Here is a 17,836-nt window from a genome sequence, read left to right on the forward strand (position 1 = left end):
TATTAAAAATAAGATAGATTGGGAGCTCACGTTGAGGCCGGCGACCGAACCCTTGAAGACTCAGAAGGTCTATCTTCTGCTGCGGGACAAGATCGTTTCGGGCGAGCTGAAGGCCGGCATGCGCCTGCCGAGCGAACTTGCGTTGGCTGAACAATACGGGGTTTCGCGGGTCACAGTCCGGCTCGCGCTCGATCTACTTTCCGCCGAAGACCTGGTCGACAAGCGGGTCGGATCCGGCACCTATGTGCGGGGCTCCAACTTTGCCCAGATGGCCACGGCCGACCTGTCGAATGCCTTTGCGCACCTCATTGAAATGGGGCGGACAACGGCGGTCAAGCTGATCTCTTTTGACTATATCGAGGCGCCCGAGAAGGTTGCCGAGGCCTTGCATCTCGAAGACGACGAGCGGGTTCAGAAGTCGGTGCGCGTGCGCTCCTTCGACGACCTTCCCTTCTCGTACCTGACAGCCTACGTGCCCGAACGTGTCGGTCGAGAATATTCGCGTGAAGACCTTGCCCATATGGCTCTCCTTGAGCTGATGGAGAGAGCCGGCCTGCGTGCTGAAACGGCGTGGCAGGAAGTGGGTGCGGTTCTTGCCAATCCGGAAGTGGCCGAGGCGCTGGGTATCGGTGTGGGCTCGCCCCTCATCGCGCTGACCCGCGTCGTCTACGGCAAGGGAGGGCGCGGCATGGAGTATCTCCAAGCGCTCTACCGTCCCGATAGATACAGCCTGCAAATGAACCTCGTACGCAAGGGCACTGAAGGGAGCCGGCACTGGAGCCCTACGTCCGAGGTCTACCGTAACGAGCGGGCATCCGGCCCCCGCAATCCTAAGAGGGTGGTGAAGGAATGAAGAAGCTCACGAACTCGGTCTCCCGGCGCACGGTGCTGAAAGTTGGCGGTGTCTCGGCGATGGTCCTTGCGGCACCCGGTCTCAGCCGGGCACAGGCACCGACGGTCAAGATCGGTCTGCTGCAGCCGATGACCGGTGGCTTTGCCGGAGACGGCGATCTGGCACGGATCGGCGCGGAATATGCGATCAAGGAAATCAACGATGCCGGCGGCATCGCGTCGCTCGGCGGCGCCAAGCTCGAACTTCTGATCGGCGACAGCCGTTCGAATGCCGAAGCCGGCGCCCAGGCGACCGAACAGCTGAAGGCGGATGGCGCTGCGATCGTCGTCGGTGGTTTTGCCAGCGGCATTTCCATGACCGCGACCCAGGCCGCGGCCCGCTACGAGCTTCCCTTCATCATCGATTGCGCCGTCTCCGACGCGCTGATGACCCGCAACCTGAAAAACGTCTTCCGTTTCAACCCGAGCTTCTCGATGGCGGCCGACGTCGCGCTGAAGAACCTCGTGACCATCAACGACGCTTCCGGCAAGGCTGCAAAGACCGTGGCAATCGTCCACGAAGACGGTCTTCTCGGCTCGGGCCTCGCCAAGCTGATGCAGGCTCGCCTGCCTGCCCTCGGCTTCGAAGTGGTCGAGGCGATCTCGCACCCGACACCGGCGCGTGACATGTCGAACGTCGTTCTGCGCCTGCGTTCGCTGCAGCCCGACCTCATTATTCCCTCGCATTACTTCAACGAATTCGTGCTGTTCGCCCGGACCCTGCAACAGCAGCGGGTCAAGCCGAAGGGCGGTATCTATGCTCTCTTCGGTGGTGCGGCTTCCAGCTACCGGTTCGTCAAGGAGTTCCCGGAAGCGGCTGAAGGCGTGATGGACGTCAACCACTGGGGCGATCCCAAGAACCCGACCAACGACAAGCTGATGCAGGCCGTTCAGGCCGCCGGCAAGTTCTACGCCTACAACGCGCCGATCAATTACTCGGTCGTCAAGGTCGCAGCGCAGGCGCTGGAATTTGCGAAGAGTGCCGAAAGCGGCGCGATCATCGAAGCCTTGCAGAAGAACGAGTTCGACAGCGGTGTGATGCCCTACGGCAAGTCGAAGTTCGATGCTACCGGCCAGAACGTCAACGCGCTTCCGCTCAATACCCAGGTTCAGGGCGGCCAGATCAAGGTCATCTATCCGGACAAGTTCGCCCAGGCCAAGCCCAAGTTCCCGGCCAACGGCTAATCCATACCCAGCGAGTGCGGCAGGCCCGGGGCGGCGTTTTTGTCCCGGGCCATTCCGGCAAGCCCTTCTTCGAAGGAACATCATGTATTCGCCGACAATCATTTTCGAAGCGTTGATGAACGGCCTGATGCTCGGTGCCGTCTATGCGCTGATCGCCCTCGGGCTTACCCTCATCTATGGCGTGCTGCACATCGTCAACTTCGCCCACGGCGCCTTGCTGACGGTCGCGATGTATCTCGTCTGGCTGGCCTCAGACAGGTTCGGCCTTGATCCCTACGTGGCCATCCTCGTCGTCACGCCTATGATGTTCGCGATCGGCTATTGTCTGCAGCGCTTCATCATCGGTCCGGCCAGTCGCGGCTCCGACAACGGCATTCTGCTCGCCACACTTGGTCTTTCGATCGTCATCCAGAACCTGCTTCTCGCCGGGTTCAATTCCGACACCCGCACTATTGCGACAGATTACGCGTTCGAGATCGTGCCGCTCGGTCCGCTCCTTCTCTCGTTGCCGAGGGTGATCGGGCTCGGAGTCTCGGTCGTGACCGCCGTCCTTCTGTGGGCGATCCTCAACCGCACCGATATCGGCAAGGCGATCCGCGCCGTTGCCAAGGAAAAACTCGGCGCCAGCCTTGTCGGGATCAATGTCGCGCATGTCTATGCGATGACGTTTGCGATCGGCACCGCCTGCCTGGCGATTGCCGGCGGGCTGTTGATGCCCTCCTTCTATGTCAGCCCCACGACAGGGGCGGCCTTCGTTCTGGTCGCTTTCACCATCGTGGTTCTCGGCGGCATGGGATCGATCCCCGGCGCCCTGATCGGCGGCCTTTTGATCGGCATCGTCGAAGCCATTTCCAGCCTCTTCCTCGGCGATAGCCTCGGCCAGATCGGCATCTTCCTCATTTTCATTCTCGTGCTTCTGGTGAAGCCCACCGGCCTGTTTGGAGCACGCGCATGAAGAAGAACTTCGAATTCATCGCGGCCCTTGCCTTTCTCGGCGTGGTCGGCATCGCAGCCATTGCCGGGCTGCCGGGCAACATTCTCAATCTCCTGATCTTCATGATGATCATCGCGCTGACGGCGCAGGGCTGGAATGTTCTCGGCGGCTATGGCGGGCTCTCCTCCTTCGGACACGCGGCCTTTTTCGGTACCGGCGCCTATACGACGACGATCCTGCAGACCAGCTTCGGCATCAATGCCTGGGTCGGCCTTGTCTGCGGCGTCATTCTCGGTGCGGCCGTCGGCGCCCTGATCGGCTTTCTGAGTTTCCGGGCAGGCCTCAAGGGATCGTATTTCGCGCTGATCACACTGGCATTCGCGGAAGTGCTGCGCATCCTCGCCAACAGCTGGGATTTCACCGGTGGCGCTGCCGGCATGATGGTCTCGATCAACAACGGCTTTGCCTATCTGCAATTTTCCGACCGCCGCTGGTTCCTGCTGATCCTCATCGGCTTCGTGGCAGGCGGCCTGCTTCTGACCCGCTGGCTGGAACGATCCGCCTTTGGCGCCTATCTCATCGCGCTTCGTGAAAACGATCAGGCGGCGCAGGCGCTCGGCGTCGATATCTTCAAGATCAAGATGCAGGCGATCACTCTGTCTGCCGCAATCACCGCGCTTGCCGGCTGCCTCTACGTCCAGAACTTCCTCTTCATCGATGCCAATGTCGCCTACGGCTCGTGGATCTCCATCGAGGCGCTGTTTGCGGCGATCGTCGGTGGCGCAGGCACGATGCTCGGTCCGCTGATCGGCTCGGTCCTGCTTTTGGGTCTCGGCGAAATCACCAAGTCGTTTTCGGGCGGCATCGCCGGCGTCGATCTCGTCGTCTTCGGCATCATTCTCATTCTCTGCGTCGCTTTCGCACCGAACGGGATCAGAGGCTTCGTGTCGGATCTCTGGTATCGGCGCAAAAGCCGCGGCAAGGCGATGTGAGGGGCATGACCATGTTGAAAGCGCACAATCTCACCAAGCGATTTTCCGGGCTTCTCGCCGTCGACGATGCAACGATCGACGTGGCGGAGGGTTCGATCACCGGGCTGATCGGTCCGAACGGGGCCGGCAAGACGACCCTGTTTGCAATGATCGCCGGCTTCCTCAACCCCAATGCGGGAACCGTCACATTTCAGAATGAGGACATCACCGGCGAGAAACCGCATCTGAGAGCGCGCCGCGGATTGGCGCGTACGTTCCAGATCGTCCAGCCTTTTGCGGGTCTCGACGTTCGCGACAACATCGCCGTCGGTGCCTTCCTGCACACCAAGGATCCGGCCGAGGCGCGGCGTCTTGCAACCCTGACGGCCGAGAAAGTCGGTCTCGGCCACGAACTCGACAAGCTTGCCTCGGGCCTCACGATCGCCGGCCGCAAGCGGCTCGAACTTGCAAGGGCACTGGCGACGCAGCCGAAGCTTTTGCTGCTCGACGAGGTGCTGGCGGGTCTCAATCCATCCGAAATCCGTGACGTTTTGCCAATCATCCGGCAGATCCGCGAGGAGGGCGTGACGATCCTGATGATCGAACACATCATGCAGGCGGTGATGAACCTCTGCGACACCGTCTACGTGCTCTCTCAGGGCAAGATGATTGCAAGCGGCGAGCCGCGTTTGGTGTGTACGGATACGGCTGTCATCGAGGCCTATCTCGGCCACGGCGCTGCAGCGCGTATCAAGGCGGAAGGGGCAGCCCATGCTTGAGATCGCAGACCTGCGCGCCGGCTATGGCGGAACCGAAGTCCTTCGAGGCCTCAGCCTTTCCGTCGGGAAGGGCGAGGTGGTCGCCGTGCTCGGCTCGAACGGCGTCGGCAAGACCACGCTCAACAAGGTGCTGTCAGGAGTGCAGCCCGCCCGCAGCGGCTCTGTACGTTTTGACGGCCGCGAGATACTGGGCACCAGCGCTCGCGATATCGTCGCATCCGGCCTCATCCACGTGCCGGAAGGTCGCAAGATCTTTCCCAACCTGACCATTCTGGAAAATCTCGAACTCGGTGGCTATTGCCGGCCGAAGCGGGTCCGGGCCGGCAATATCGAAAAGGTGTTCGCAATCTTTCCGCGGCTGAAGGAACGGACCCGGCAGTTCGCCGGCACGCTGTCGGGCGGCGAGCAGCAGATGTTGGCGATCGGCCGCGGCCTGATGAGCGAACCCAAGCTTCTGATCCTCGACGAGCCTTCGCTCGGCCTGTCGCCGCTTCTGGTCGAGGAGATGTTCTCGCTCATCCGCCGCCTGAGCGACGATGGCCTGCCGATCATGCTGGTGGAGCAGAACGTCATGCAGTCGCTGGACCTCGCGAGCCGGGCCTACATCCTGGAGAACGGTTCGGTCGCACTATCAGGCGATGCCGCCGAACTTCGCGACAATCCTGAATTGAAACGGGCTTATCTCGGCCTTTGAGCGACAAGAACACGGCCCAGAGAGGCCGGCAAGAACAAGGAAACATACCATGAGTCTCAGCCAGGATTTGAAGAGCGGCATTCCGATTGTTGCGCCTGGGGTGTTTGACGCGCTGACGGCGTCGATTGCAGCAGGCGCCGGCTTTCGCGCAGTGTATCTGAGCGGCGCGGCAATCGCCTATACCCATCTCGGACGCCCGGATATCGGGCTCGTCTCGATGGCGGAAGTGGCCGACCGGATCGCGATGATCTGCGACCGGATCGATGTGCCTGTGATCGTCGATGCGGATACCGGCTACGGCAATGCCCTTAACGTCCAGCGTACCGTCCGTCTGTTCGAGAAGATGGGAGCCCAGGGCATCCAGCTCGAAGACCAGACGACGCCCAAGCGCTGCGGGCACCTGAACGACAAGTCGGTCGTCTCTGCCGCAGAGATGGTCGGAAAGATCAAGGCAGCCGTCGACGCCCGCGCCAACGAGCAGACGCTGATCATCGCGCGCACCGATGCGCTGCAGATGGAAGGCATCGATCGGGCGCTGGAACGCGCGCATCTTTATGCGCAAGCCGGTGCCGACATCCTGTTCGTCGAGGCACCAAAGAGCGGCGAGCAGCTGGGCGACATCGCCGGGGCGCTGAAGGGCGTCAGGCCACTGGTCGCCAACATGGTCGAGGGCGGCACGACGCCGATCCACAACGCGGCTGAATTGTCCGACCTCGGCTTCCAGATCGTCATCTTCCCGGGCGGTATCGTCCGGGCAATGGCGAAGACCGCGGTCGATTATTACGCCTCGCTGGCCGCTGCCGGATCCAACGCGCCGTTCGCCGACCGGATGTTCGATTTCAACGGGCTCAATGCGCTGATCGGCACGCCCGACATGCTCGCGCTCGGCAGAACCTACGAAGATGCCGATGGAAAAGACAGACATGGAGAGGATGCGGCATGAGCTCGCAAGCTACCGTCACGACCGATGCCGTGACGCTTGATCCCGTGACTTTGGCGGTCCTGAAGGGCCGGCTGGAGCAGATTGCAGACGAAATGGATGCGACGCTCTATCGCTCTGCGTTCAACCCGACAATCGCCGAAGCCAAGGATGCCTGCCACGGCATCTATCACGCCACGACCGGCGATACGCTGGTGCAGGGCACATCCGGCCTGCCGATCTTCGTCGGAGCCATGGCGTTTGCCGTGCGCGCCGTCATCTCCAAGGTCGAGCGGGAAGGGGGCTTGCAGGAGAACGATACGTTCATCTTCAACGATCCTTACGAAGGCGGGACGCATCTCAACGATTTCCGTCTGGTGCGGCCGATCTTTCGGGATGGAAAGCTGTTCTGCTGGATGGCCTCGGTCGGTCACTGGCTCGACATCGGCGGCAACGTCGCCGGCAGCTACAATCCGAAGGCGGTCGAAAGCTTTCAGGAAGGCGTGCGGATCCCGGTCGTCAAGCTGATCTCCGCAGGCACGATGAACAACGACATCATCGAGATCCTTTCCGCCAATTCCCGTGTTCCGATGTCGAACTGGGGCGATCTCAACGGCCAGCTCAACGCGCTCGATCTCGGCGAGAAACGGCTTGGCGCTCTTCTCGGTGAATATGGTCCAGCGACAGTCGATGCGGCGTTCGAGGCATTCTCGAACCGCGCCGAAGCGCTGATGCGTTCGGCGATCGCTTCGATCCCGGATGGCACCTATTCGTTCGAGGACGTACTCGACAATGACGGCATCATCGACGAGATGCTGACGGTGGCGCTCGACCTGACGATTGCCGGCGACACGATGGCGCTTGATTTTTCGCGTTCCACCCAGTCGGCCCAGGGTCCGATCAATATCTCGCGCTCGACGACGATCGCCGCCTGCTACGTGGCGCTGAAGCATATCTTTACCGAAGTTCCGGCGAATGCGGGTTGCCTTCGCCCGATCTCCTTCACCATCGTCGACAATTCGCTGCTCGGCGCAAATGCTCCAAAGCCGGTTGCCGGCTATACGGAAACCATCCTGCGGCTGATCGGCGTCGTTCTTGGCGCAATCGCCCAGGCTGATCCGGCGCGTGCTACTGCTGCCCCGTTCGGCACGATCAACGCATTGTCGCTCGCCGGCTACAGGGCAGACCACAAGCGATGGGTGATGTTCTCGTTCTTCGGTGGCGGTCTCGGCGGCAATCCGATGTCGGATGGCTTGAACCACGCCAACAACCCTATTTCGACCGCGACCATTCCGCCGGTGGAGATCCTGGAAGCGGCCTATCCCGTCATGTTCACGCAATGGGCACTGCGGCCGGATTCGGCCGGTGCCGGCACCCATCGTGGCGGCGTCGGTTCTATCTATGAACTGGAGCTTCTCACCGGCGGCGACGTGGCGCTGCTCGGCGAACGCGGCAGACGCGCGCCGTTCGGCGTCGTCGGCGGAGAGTCAGCGGCATTGAACCGGTTCTCCTGGCAGACGGAAGACGGCGGCGAAGCCGTTCCGCCGATGGCGTCGAAGATCACCGATCTGAGGCTGAAGCCCGGCAAGCGGATCCGGTTGGAAACGCCGGGAGGTGGCGGCTGGGGCGATCCGCATGGGCGCGACCCGGACAAGGTTCTGCATGACGTGCGCCTCGGCTTCGTCAGCACCAGTCAGGCGGAAGCCCTGTACGGCGTGGTGATCGGCGCAGATGGCGAGATCGATCACGAAGCAACCGACAAGCTGCGCAAGGGAGTGGCCGCGTGAGCGATCTGGGAACAACAAAACAACAAAATGAAAAACTGGGCCAGTCGGGATTGGGCAGGATCGTTGGCGTCGATGTCGGCGGTACCTTCACCGATCTCTTCTATTTCGATGAAGCTTCGGCGAAATTCCGCACCAACAAGGTCCCCTCCAACCGCGGCGATGAAGCTGTGGGCTTCCTCGATGGTCTGAAGGGTTTCGGCGCCATCGCTGACCTCTCCTCGATCGTGCACGGCACGACCGTCGGCACCAACGCTCTTCTTGAGCGCAAGGGCGCCAGGGTCGGTCTGATCACCACCGAAGGCTTTCGTGACGTACTGGAAATGCGACGCCGGGACCGGCCCAATACCTGGGGCCTGTGGGGCGATTTCATCCCCGTCGTCGAACGCGACATGCGTCTGGAAGTGGCGGAACGCACGCTCGCCGACGGAACGATCCGTCTGGGCGTCGATGTCGATGCCGTCCGCGTCGCTGCCGAAAAGCTGAAGGCGATGGGTGCGGAGGCGCTCGCGATCGTTTTCGTCAACGCCTATGCCAATCCCGAAAATGAAGAGCGTGCGGTGGAAGCCGCCCGTGCGGTCTGGGACAACGAAAACCTCGCCTGCTCGACGCAGATCCTGCCCGAAATCCGCGAGTTCGAGCGCACGTCGACAACGGTTCTCAATGCGTACCTGCAGCCGGTCGTCGGCTCCTATCTCGGCAAGCTGGAAACGGCACTGGCAAGCGAGGACTTCGCCGGCCGCTTCCATATCGTCCAGTCGAACGGCGGCGTCATGTCGACGGAGACAGCGCGCAGGCTTCCGGCCCGTACAGCGCTGTCCGGTCCGGCGGCAGGCGTCATCGCCGCAGCCGCGATCGCAAAGGCGGCAGGCTTCCCCAACGTCATCACCGGCGATCTCGGCGGTACGTCCTTCGATGTCTCGCTGATTGCCGACGGCAAGGCAGCGCTTGCGGCCCAGACGACGATTGATTTCGGCCTCGTCATCCGCACGCCGATGATCGAGATCACCACGATCGGTGCCGGCGGCGGTTCGATTGCGCATGTGGATGCCGGCGGCCTGCTGCAGGTGGGCCCGGAAAGTGCCGGTTCACGGCCGGGCCCGGTCTGCTACGGTCAGGGCAATAGCCGTCCGACGCTGACGGATGCCAATGTCGTGCTCGGCCGCATCAATGCCGACCGGCCGATCGGCGGCAAGCTTGCCCGTCTCGATGTGGAGGCCGCCAAGGCTGCTATCGACCAGCATGTGGCAAAGCCGCTCGGCCTCGGTGTGATGGAAGCGGCCGAAGCGATCGTGAAGATTGCCGACAGCCGCATGGCCGGCGCGATCCGGCTGATGTCGATCGAGCGCGGTCACGATCCGCAGAAGTTCGCGGCCGTTCCCTTCGGTGGCGGCGGGGCATTGCATGTCTCGGCGCTGATCCGCGAAGTCGGGCTGAAGGCGGCGCTTGTGCCGCGTTATCCGGGTGTGACATCTGCGCTGGGTTGCGTCATCGCCGACATCCGCCACGACCAGGTCCAGACCTTGAACCTCTCGCTCGAGGGCATCGACGTTGCGGCGATCGACGCACGCATGGTCGAGGAGGCGGGCAAGGCGCGCGCCGTCGTCGAGGATGCTCATCTTACGGTGGAGCGGATCGATACGCTGTTCGAGCTCGACATGCACTATGTCGGTCAGACCCATACGGTTCGCGTCACACTGCCGGCAACGATCAGCGGGGGTAACACCGATGTCAGCCAGGCGATGATCCAGCAGGCTTTCGAGGATGCCTATCAGGCAAGTTTCAGCCGGCTTCTGCCGGGTGTTCCGATGCGGATCGTCAACCTTCGCACCAGCGCGATCGGCATTCGTCCGAGCTTCGATCTGAAGGCGCTGGCCGCACCAACCGATACGACGGTTGCCTCCGCAAAGACGGGCTCGCGACAGGTCTGGTTCGACGGTGCCTGGCATGAAACGACGATCTACGATCGCCTGCAACTGCCGGAGAGTTCGGAAATCCAGGGCCCGGCGATCCTCGAACAGCCGGATGCAACGACAGTCGTCTCGCTGGAATTCAAGGCGCGTGTCGATCTCTACGGAAATATCATCGTGGAGCGGAAATCATGAGCGGACATTCGATCCCCATCGAGAAGACGGGTCTGATCATCGTCGATCTGACCAATGATTTTCTGGCCCCCGACGGCGCCTATGGCCGGGCCGGGCAAGGGGCGCCAGAGATCGCGGCATTGCCGGAACGCATCAAGCCACTTGTGGACGTGATGCGCGCAAAAGGCGGCTACATCATCTCGGCGCAGTTCACGTTGGTGCCGGGCAAGGGTGGCGAGCCAATCATCTCGCCGCATCTGAAGGAACTCCGGCCCTTTCTCGGCAAGGGCGATTTTGCGCCAGGCACCTGGGGCAACAGCCTGATCGACGATCTTTCACCGGCCGATCTCATTGTCGAGAAAGTCGCCTATTCGGCGTTCTACATGACCCGGCTCGAATGGGTCCTGCGCAAATGCGGCATCGAGAAGCTGGTGATCGGCGGCATCGTCACCAATGGCGGTGTCGCCTCTACCGTTCGTGACGCCCATGTCCGCGATTTCGAGACGATCACCCTGTCGGATGGTTCGGCAGCTTTCTCGCAGGAAACGCACGAGACCGCGATCGCAGCATTGAAACCGGTCAGCCGTATCGCGACGATCGCAGACATGATCGCCGAGTTCGACGCCCAATGAGCAAGGTCGAAGTCTCAGACCGGGAATTCGAGGTGACGGTGCCGCTGGTCGTGATCGGCGCCGGTGCCGCCGGCATGATTGCAGCATTGTCGGCCAAGGCAGAAGGCGTCGATGTGCTTGTGCTGGAGCGCGATCCGCTGCCGCGCGGTTCGACGGCGCTGTCAGCCGGCCTCATCCCGGCAGCAGGCACCCGCTGGCAGCGCGAGATCGGCGTCGAGGACACGCCGGAGGCCTTCGGGGCAGATATCCTGCACAAGGCGGATGACGAGCCGGATGTGGATCTCGTGCGGCTGGTCACCGAAACGGTCGGCCCAGCGCTGGAATGGCTGGCCGAGGACCACGGCCTGGCGTTTTCGCTGGTCGACAACTTCCGGTATCCCGGTCACTCGCACCTTCGAATGCATGGTCTTCCCTCCCGGTCCGGCGAGGAACTGATCGATCGTCTGCGCGACGCCGCGGAAGAAGCCGGCATCGATATCCTGACGGAAGCGCATGTGGACACACTTGTCGTCGGTTCCGACGGCAAACCGCGCGGCATGACCCTGTCACGACCGGATGGGTCCCGGGAAGACATCGGCTGTGAGGCGTTGATCCTTGCCTGTAACGGTTATGGCGGCAATCCGGCACTGGTCGCCCACCACATTCCGGAGATGCGGGATGCTCTTTATTTCGGCCACCCGGGCAACCAGGGCGATGCGATCGTGTGGGGTGAGGCGCTGGGTGCTGCGACGCGGCATCTGAGTGGTCATCAGGGCCATGGATCGGTCGCCCATCCTGCCGGGATCCTGATCACCTGGGCGACCGTGATGGAAGGCGGCTTCCAGGTGAATGTCGCAGGCGAACGCTTTTCCAACGAGGCGAAGGGGTATTCCGAGCAGGCGTCCAACGTGCTTGCCCAGCCGGAAGGGATCGCATGGACCGTGTTCGACACGCGGATCGCCGAGATCGCCGGCCAGTTCGAGGATTTCAGAAGCGCCGAGCGTATGCATGCGATCATCGAGGCCGATACGATCGAGGCGCTTGCGGAGCGGATGCAGGTCTCGCCGGAGAAACTGACGGCAAGCTTCCGTGCTTTCGAGAATTGCAAAGCCGAGGGTGGGGCGGACCCGTTCGGCCGTTCTCTGGCAGACGTGCCGCCACTTCGAGCGCCCTTCAAAGCGGTAAGGGTCACCGGCGCACTCTTCCACACCCAGGGCGGGCTTGTTGTTGACGGCGAGGCACGTGTGGTTCGACGCGACGGTTCGACCATCGCAAACCTTTTTGCCGCCGGAGGCGCCGCCTGTGGCGTATCGGGCAGCAAAGCGAGCGGCTACCTGTCCGGGAACGGTCTCCTGACTGCAGTGGCGCTCGGACGCATTTCAGGTCTTCGCGCCGCCGCTTCCCTGCGCAACTGCTAGAATCGAAGGACAGCCGGAAACATCTCGTTCGTCACAGTTACCGTACCCAACCCGTCCATCTCTTGTTTCCACGCCAGTTTGCGCTAAGTCAAAAGTCGCAAAAGGAAAAAACATGATCGACGGCTTGAGTACAAAGGCGAGGACAGGCGTTCGGGGACTGGACGATGTATTATCGGGCGGTTTGACTCGCCGCCATGTTTTCCTGCTCGAAGGGACGCCGGGCACGGGCAAAACTACGATCGCCCTGCAATTTCTTTTGGAAGGCGCGACACTCAAGGAGCGCTGTCTTTATATCAGCCTGTCGGAGAGCGAAGAAGAACTGCGGGAAAGCGCGCTTTCGCACGGTATCGAATTCGGGGATTCGATCGAAATCTTCGAGCTCGTCCCCCCGGAAAGCCTGCTTGACGCAGACCAGCAGCAAAGCCTGCTTTACTCCTCAGATCTGGAACTCGGCGAGACGACCAAGCTGATCTTCGAGGCTTTCGAGCGTCTGAAACCGCAGCGTGTGGTGATCGACAGCCTGTCTGAAATCCGTCTGTTGGCACAGAGTTCTCTCCGCTACCGCCGCCAGATCCTGGCCATGAAGCATTTCTTTTCTCGATCCGACGCCACAGTCCTTTTGCTCGACGACATGACGTCGGACAATCTCGACAAGACCGTCCACAGCGTCGTTCACGGCGTTCTTCATCTCGAGCAGCTGGCTCCCGACTATGGTTCGGAACGCCGCCGCCTGCGGGTGATCAAATATCGCGGCCAGGCGTTCCGCGGCGGCTATCATGATTTCGTCATCAAGACCGGAGGCGTCTCGGTCTTTCCGCGGCTGCGTGCGATCGAGCACAAGACGGCATTCGACCGAGCTATTTTGAAAAGCGGCATTGCCGAATTCGACGATCTTCTTGGCGGTGGTATAGAGCGCGGGTCGAGCACGCTGCTCATCGGACCTGCCGGTACCGGCAAAAGCCTGTTCGCGCTCCAGTTTGTCGCAGCTGCCGTGAAGCGCGGTGAGAAAGCAGCCGTCTTCATATTCGACGAGGAGCTCGGCCTGTTGTTCTCGCGTACGAAAGCAATGGGGATCGACCTTGAGAAGATGCGCGACGACGGCGCTATTCACATCGAGCAGCTGGATGCGGCCGAGCTGTCGCCGGGGGAATTCTCGCAACGTGTGCGGGATCGCGTGGCGACCTTCAAGGCCGGGACAGTCGTGATCGATAGCGTGAACGGCTACCAGGCGTCGATGCCCGAGGAAAACGCGCTGATCCTGCACGTGCATGAACTGCTGCAATACCTCAATCGGCAAGGCGCCAATACGTTTCTGACAGTTGCCCAGCACGGGCTCGTCGGAGACATGAAATCCCCGGTCGATGTCACCTACCTCGCCGATACAGTTATCCTGCTGCGCTATTTCGAGGCACTGGGCAGGGTTCGGCGTGCAGTCTCGGTCATCAAGAAGCGAACCGGTCGGCACGAAGAAACCATCCGCGAGTTTCGCATCACCGATGCGGGGCTGACACTGGGCGATCCGCTTTCCGGTTTCCAGGGCGTGTTGCGCGGTGTACCGACGCTTGTCGGCGAAAAGCAGCAACTGCTGGAGCTTTCAAACGAGGACGAAAGCCATTCCTAACAGAGATGCCGTCGGCCTCATTCACGCCCCACACGGTCGCGATGCGCAGATTGCGGCATCCCTCCTGAAGGAAGCCGGTATCGCTTCGAAGGCGGCCCTGGACCTGTCCGGTTTCGTCGACAGCCTTGACGACAACATCGCGCTCGCTGTCATCACCGAGGAAGCTCTACGCTCCGCCGACCTGCGCGCCATCTCCCAGTGGATCGAGAACCAGCCGAGCTGGTCGGATCTACCGTTCGTCATTCTGACAAACCGCGGCGGTGGTCCGGAGCGTAATCCCGCAGCTGCGCGGCTGTCGGAAGTCCTTGGCAATGTCAGCTTCATCGAGCGCCCTTTCCACGCAACGACATTCATCAGCGTTGCCCGTTCTGCCGCACGCGGGCGTCGGCGCCAATACGATGCACGTCTGCGGATGGAAGCTCTCGACGAAGGAGAGCGCCGCCTGCAGACAGCACTCGAAGCCGGTCGCCTCGGCGCTTGGGAACTGGATCTTGCAACTGATGTCCTGAGCACGTCTGCGACCTGCAAGAGCATTTTCGGACGCGGTCCGGAAGAGGCGTTCACCTATCAGGACCTTTTTGCCAGTATCCATCCCGATGACCGACAACGCGTGCAGGATGCTCATACGGCAACAGCCGAGAGCGGCGAGGATTATTCTGTCGAATACCGCACCGTCTGGCGCGACGGCACCGTGCGCTGGGCAGAGGTGCGGGCACAGCTCTACCGCGACCACTCGGGCAAGGCGGTCAAGCTGGTCGGCGTATCCGCCGACATTACCGACCGGGTCATCAACGAGAAGCAGCAGCGGCAGATCAACGAACTGCTTGAAGAGCGTGTCGCCGAGCGGACGCGTGAACTTGAACAGGCCCATTCGGTCGTTATGGACGAGGTGTCGCAACGTGAGCGGGCGGAAGATCAACTGCGCCAGGCGCAGAAGATGGAGGCGATCGGCCAACTGACCGGCGGCGTCGCCCACGATTTCAACAACCTGTTGATGGCAGTGCTCGGCAATCTCGAACTGCTCCGCAAGCTCGTTGCGGGCGATCCGAAAGCCGAACGCCTGATCGATGGCGCCCTCCAGGGTGCAAGACGCGGGGCGTCGTTGACGCAGCGGCTGCTCGCCTTTGCCCGCCGCCAAGATCTGCAGATCGGCCCCGTTGACCTCGGCGCCCTGATCGGTGGCATGCGCGACCTTCTCGAACGCTCGGTCGGGTCGACCATCCTCGTCGAAACCTCGATACCGGATCATCTGCCGAAGGTTTCGGCAGATGCCAACCAGATCGAGCTCGCGCTTCTCAACCTTGCCGTCAACTCGCGTGACGCCATGCCCGACGGTGGCACGCTGCGGATCAGCCTCAGCCAGGAAGAGCAGAGGTTCTCAAACGATACGCTTGCAGCCGGGCGTTATGTCGTGCTCTCGGTCAAGGACGAAGGCCAAGGCATGGACGAGGCGACGCTGCAGAAAGCCATCGAACCGTTTTTCTCAACGAAGGAACTGGGCAAGGGAACGGGCCTCGGATTGTCGATGATCCACGGCCTGGCGTCCCAGTTAAAGGGAGAGTTGAAGTTGTCGAGCAGGATCGGTTCCGGCACTACCGCCGAATTGTGGATTCCGGTCTCTTCCGCTGCCGAGCAGCCGAGGCAGGCCGAGGCACCATTGCCTCCGGCAGAATATCAGGGCGGACCCATGCGTATTCTGCTTGTCGACGACGACGTCCTTATCGCCATGAGTTCCGCCGACATGCTGCTGGATCTCGGACACGACGTAGTCGAAGCCCATTCCGGCAAGGAGGCGCTGGAGCATCTGGGTAAGGGACCAAAGTTCGATCTGATGATCACCGACTATTCCATGCCTGGCATGACCGGGGGCGAACTCTCGAAGGCTGCACGAGCCTTGCTGCCCGAATTGCCAATCCTGATCGCCTCCGGCTACGCGGATCTTCCGCCTGGCGTTGATCTTGAGGTTGCGCGGCTCGGAAAGCCGTATACGCAGGCACAGCTGGCGGAACAGATCGGCAAGCTTACGTCGCCGCGCTAGTTGCTCTCGCAACCGGGCGCGACGTCATAAAGCTCAAAGGGTCAGAAACTCGGCGCGGCTATTACGCCTGCCCGTCGCCACCCAGCGGCACTTCATCCGTGATCACTTCGAACCTTGCCAGGATCGCCGGGCCGAAGGCCGTCGACAACGCGACATCGGTCGCATCGCGACCGGTCGCCATCAGGATCCGGCCGATACGAGGTTTGTTGTGACGGGCATCGACAGTGTGCCAGCGTCCGCCGAGATAGACTTCGAACCATGCACTGAAGTCCATCGGATTGTGATCCTTGGGAACACCGATGTCGCCGAGATAACCCGTGCAGTAGCGTGCGGGAATGTTCATGCACCGGCAAAGGGTGATCGCCAGATGCGCGTAGTCCCGGCACACGCCCGTCTGGTCGTTGAAGCCGCCGAACGCGGTCCGCAGCGAATCGGCGTTCTGATAGTTGAACGCAATGCGGTTGTGCGCGAAATCAAGAATGGCTTTGACGCGCGGCCAGCCCAGATCAGTCGAGGAAAACGTGTTCCAGGCGAAGTCTGACAGACGGTCCGTATCGCAATAACGGCTGCCCAGCAGGAACACCAGAACGTCGTCGGGTAGATCCTGGATGAGGTGCTGCTGCGCATCTTCCGGGATCGGGTCCGGGAGCCCGGTGTCATAGATCTCGAACTCCGTCGAGATCGTCGTCAGGCCGGGCGGTGCAACGATGCGGCTGCAGGCGTTCCCGAAGACATCCTGATAACCCCAGGCTTCGATCGGTCTGTCGAAAGTCAGCACCTGTTCGGTCAGTAGATCTACGCGACGGGAGGGGTGGATATTCAACGCCAGAAGCATGGCAGTCGGCTGTTGGCATTCATAGCCCAGATGAAAACCGGCGCGTATCCTCATGAAGCGATGTCTCCTAAATACCGTTGACGAGATGGCAGCAATGCGGCAATGCCCGGGCGTTGATACGGTTCCGTTTAGCCATGAAGTTTGGCCTGGAACTCGTCGGTCGTGACGTTGACCTGCACTGACATGCTTTTGAAATCTTCCGCCTCACCGTCATAGCTGCCACGAAGCGGGATAGCCTGTTTCGGGTCGCGGGCGACGCCGACGCGAATGAGGTCGCGGTTGCCGACAATGCCGTTGGTCGGATCAAATTCCACCCATCCGGCTCCCGGCAGGTAGACCTGGCACCACGCGTGGGTAGACCCGCCTCCAAGCGTCGTCGATCCGTCGCGATCGGGAACGTAGATATAGCCGGTGACGAAACGTGCAGCGAGGCCGAGGGCCCGTGCGGCTTCCATCATCAAAAGCGCAAAGTCGCGGCAGGTCCCGCGACGCAGCTGCAGCGTCTCGAGCGGTGCCTGGGTGCCGTGTTCGTGGCGACGGGCATAGACGAAGCTTTCACGGATCGCGTAGCAGAGTGTCATCAGCAATCGGCCGGTCTCGGTCGGCTGGCCGGGTTTGACGAACTGCCGCGCCCATTTGCCAACCTCGTCGTTGGCATCCGGGTAATGGCGACGGATGGTGCATTCCAGATCGAACGCTTCCACCGGGTCATAGGTGAAGGGATAGGTGAGGGCTTCCTCGTCGATTTGAAAATCCATCGCGAGCTGCGGCGTATGATCGAGCCTGATGGTCGTTTCGAACTGGAGCTTCTGAGACGCACCCTCAAAACCGACCAGCGCCACGCAGTTCCCAAACACGTCATGGATCCAGCGGACATAGGCAGGCTTTGGAAAGACCTCGAGGCGCGACACGAGCAGCGTCTGGTCGAAACTGTCCCTTGGTCGGAACAGCAGCCTGTGTTCGCCGAACTCGACCGGCTTATGATACTGGTAGGACGTAAGGTGACGAACCGAAAAGATCGTCATGCGATCACCGAGCCGAGTTCGACTGACATTGGGTCAGATCGGAAAAG

General features: G+C 61.5%; 15 protein-coding genes. 13 read left to right on the forward strand and 2 right to left on the reverse strand.

Annotated features, from left to right (window positions below; all coding sequences use genetic code 11):
- The first annotated feature begins 52 nt into the window (after positions 1-52).
- The 13 genes from ASF70_RS01075 (at position 53) to ASF70_RS01135 (ending at position 15,929) form a co-directional block, all read left to right on the forward strand.
- Positions 53-853, forward strand: coding sequence for a GntR family transcriptional regulator (locus ASF70_RS01075; protein WP_244473911.1), 801 nt, complete (start codon positions 53-55; stop codon positions 851-853).
- Positions 850-2,076, forward strand: a complete 1,227-nt coding sequence (locus tag ASF70_RS01080) for an ABC transporter substrate-binding protein (protein WP_062576685.1) — start codon at positions 850-852, stop codon at positions 2,074-2,076. Before ASF70_RS01075 ends, ASF70_RS01080 begins: the two co-directional genes overlap by 4 nt.
- 82 nt (positions 2,077-2,158) lie before the next feature.
- Positions 2,159-3,031, forward strand: coding sequence for a branched-chain amino acid ABC transporter permease (locus ASF70_RS01085; protein ID WP_062576687.1), 873 nt, complete (start codon positions 2,159-2,161; stop codon positions 3,029-3,031).
- Positions 3,028-4,002, forward strand: coding sequence for a branched-chain amino acid ABC transporter permease (locus ASF70_RS01090; protein ID WP_062576688.1), 975 nt, complete (start codon positions 3,028-3,030; stop codon positions 4,000-4,002). Before ASF70_RS01085 ends, ASF70_RS01090 begins: the two co-directional genes overlap by 4 nt.
- A gap of 11 nt (positions 4,003-4,013) precedes the next feature.
- Positions 4,014-4,760 carry an ABC transporter ATP-binding protein gene (locus ASF70_RS01095; RefSeq protein WP_062576853.1) on the forward strand — a complete coding sequence of 249 codons (747 nt, stop codon included), beginning with the start codon at positions 4,014-4,016 and terminating at the stop codon, positions 4,758-4,760.
- Positions 4,753-5,454, forward strand: coding sequence for an ABC transporter ATP-binding protein (locus ASF70_RS01100; protein ID WP_062576690.1), 702 nt, complete (start codon positions 4,753-4,755; stop codon positions 5,452-5,454). The genes ASF70_RS01095 and ASF70_RS01100 overlap by 8 nt, the downstream gene beginning before the upstream one ends.
- 49 nt (positions 5,455-5,503) lie before the next feature.
- A complete protein-coding gene (locus ASF70_RS01105; RefSeq protein ID WP_062576692.1) occupies positions 5,504-6,397 on the forward strand; it encodes an isocitrate lyase/PEP mutase family protein in 894 nt (297 codons plus the stop codon).
- Complete coding sequence (locus tag ASF70_RS01110; RefSeq protein ID WP_062576695.1) at positions 6,394-8,160, forward strand: hydantoinase B/oxoprolinase family protein; 1,767 nt, start codon at positions 6,394-6,396, stop codon at positions 8,158-8,160. The genes ASF70_RS01105 and ASF70_RS01110 overlap by 4 nt, the downstream gene beginning before the upstream one ends.
- A gap of 5 nt (positions 8,161-8,165) precedes the next feature.
- Positions 8,166-10,262, forward strand: a complete 2,097-nt coding sequence (locus ASF70_RS01115) for a hydantoinase/oxoprolinase family protein (RefSeq protein WP_244473918.1) — start codon at positions 8,166-8,168, stop codon at positions 10,260-10,262.
- Positions 10,259-10,873, forward strand: a complete 615-nt coding sequence (locus ASF70_RS01120; protein ID WP_062576697.1) for a cysteine hydrolase — start codon at positions 10,259-10,261, stop codon at positions 10,871-10,873. The genes ASF70_RS01115 and ASF70_RS01120 overlap by 4 nt, the downstream gene beginning before the upstream one ends.
- Entirely contained in the window at positions 10,870-12,270 is a 1,401-nt protein-coding gene (locus ASF70_RS01125) for an FAD-dependent oxidoreductase (RefSeq protein WP_062576699.1), read from the forward strand. The genes ASF70_RS01120 and ASF70_RS01125 overlap by 4 nt, the downstream gene beginning before the upstream one ends.
- Positions 12,271-12,382: 112 nt before the next feature.
- On the forward strand, positions 12,383-13,891 hold the full coding sequence (locus tag ASF70_RS01130) for an ATPase domain-containing protein (protein WP_062458489.1): 1,509 nt from the start codon (positions 12,383-12,385) through the stop codon (positions 13,889-13,891).
- Positions 13,884-15,929 carry a hybrid sensor histidine kinase/response regulator gene (locus tag ASF70_RS01135; protein WP_156461715.1) on the forward strand — a complete coding sequence of 682 codons (2,046 nt, stop codon included), beginning with the start codon at positions 13,884-13,886 and terminating at the stop codon, positions 15,927-15,929. The genes ASF70_RS01130 and ASF70_RS01135 overlap by 8 nt, the downstream gene beginning before the upstream one ends.
- A gap of 61 nt (positions 15,930-15,990) precedes the next feature.
- Here ASF70_RS01135 and ASF70_RS01140 read toward each other — a convergent pair whose 3' ends face one another.
- Positions 15,991-16,818 carry a transglutaminase family protein gene (locus tag ASF70_RS01140; protein WP_062576703.1) on the reverse strand — a complete coding sequence of 276 codons (828 nt, stop codon included), beginning with the start codon at positions 16,816-16,818 and terminating at the stop codon, positions 15,991-15,993.
- A 74-nt stretch (positions 16,819-16,892) separates the two neighbouring features.
- Positions 16,893-17,789, reverse strand: a complete 897-nt coding sequence (locus ASF70_RS01145) for a transglutaminase family protein (RefSeq protein WP_062458480.1) — start codon at positions 17,787-17,789, stop codon at positions 16,893-16,895.
- Positions 17,790-17,836: the final 47 nt, after the last annotated feature.

The organism is Rhizobium sp. Leaf321 (assembly GCF_001423215.1).
Classification (GTDB): Bacteria; Pseudomonadota; Alphaproteobacteria; order Rhizobiales; family Rhizobiaceae; genus Neorhizobium; species Neorhizobium soli.

Bases quoted from the DNA above. Each gene is read 5' to 3' on its own strand.
- ASF70_RS01110 (WP_062576695.1), top strand. From the start codon at position 6,394: ATGAGCTCGCAAGCTACCGTCACGACCGATGCCGTGACGCTTGATCCC.
- ASF70_RS01080 (WP_062576685.1), top strand. From the start codon at position 850: ATGAAGAAGCTCACGAACTCGGTCTCCCGGCGCACGGTGCTGAAAGTT.
- ASF70_RS01100 (WP_062576690.1), top strand. From the start codon at position 4,753: ATGCTTGAGATCGCAGACCTGCGCGCCGGCTATGGCGGAACCGAAGTC.
- ASF70_RS01145 (WP_062458480.1), bottom strand. From the start codon at position 17,789: ATGACGATCTTTTCGGTTCGTCACCTTACGTCCTACCAGTATCATAAG.
- ASF70_RS01140 (WP_062576703.1), bottom strand. From the start codon at position 16,818: ATGAGGATACGCGCCGGTTTTCATCTGGGCTATGAATGCCAACAGCCG.
- ASF70_RS01090 (WP_062576688.1), top strand. From the start codon at position 3,028: ATGAAGAAGAACTTCGAATTCATCGCGGCCCTTGCCTTTCTCGGCGTG.
- ASF70_RS01130 (WP_062458489.1), top strand. From the start codon at position 12,383: ATGATCGACGGCTTGAGTACAAAGGCGAGGACAGGCGTTCGGGGACTG.
- ASF70_RS01125 (WP_062576699.1), top strand. From the start codon at position 10,870: ATGAGCAAGGTCGAAGTCTCAGACCGGGAATTCGAGGTGACGGTGCCG.
- ASF70_RS01095 (WP_062576853.1), top strand. From the start codon at position 4,014: ATGTTGAAAGCGCACAATCTCACCAAGCGATTTTCCGGGCTTCTCGCC.
- ASF70_RS01120 (WP_062576697.1), top strand. From the start codon at position 10,259: ATGAGCGGACATTCGATCCCCATCGAGAAGACGGGTCTGATCATCGTC.
- ASF70_RS01085 (WP_062576687.1), top strand. From the start codon at position 2,159: ATGTATTCGCCGACAATCATTTTCGAAGCGTTGATGAACGGCCTGATG.
- ASF70_RS01105 (WP_062576692.1), top strand. From the start codon at position 5,504: ATGAGTCTCAGCCAGGATTTGAAGAGCGGCATTCCGATTGTTGCGCCT.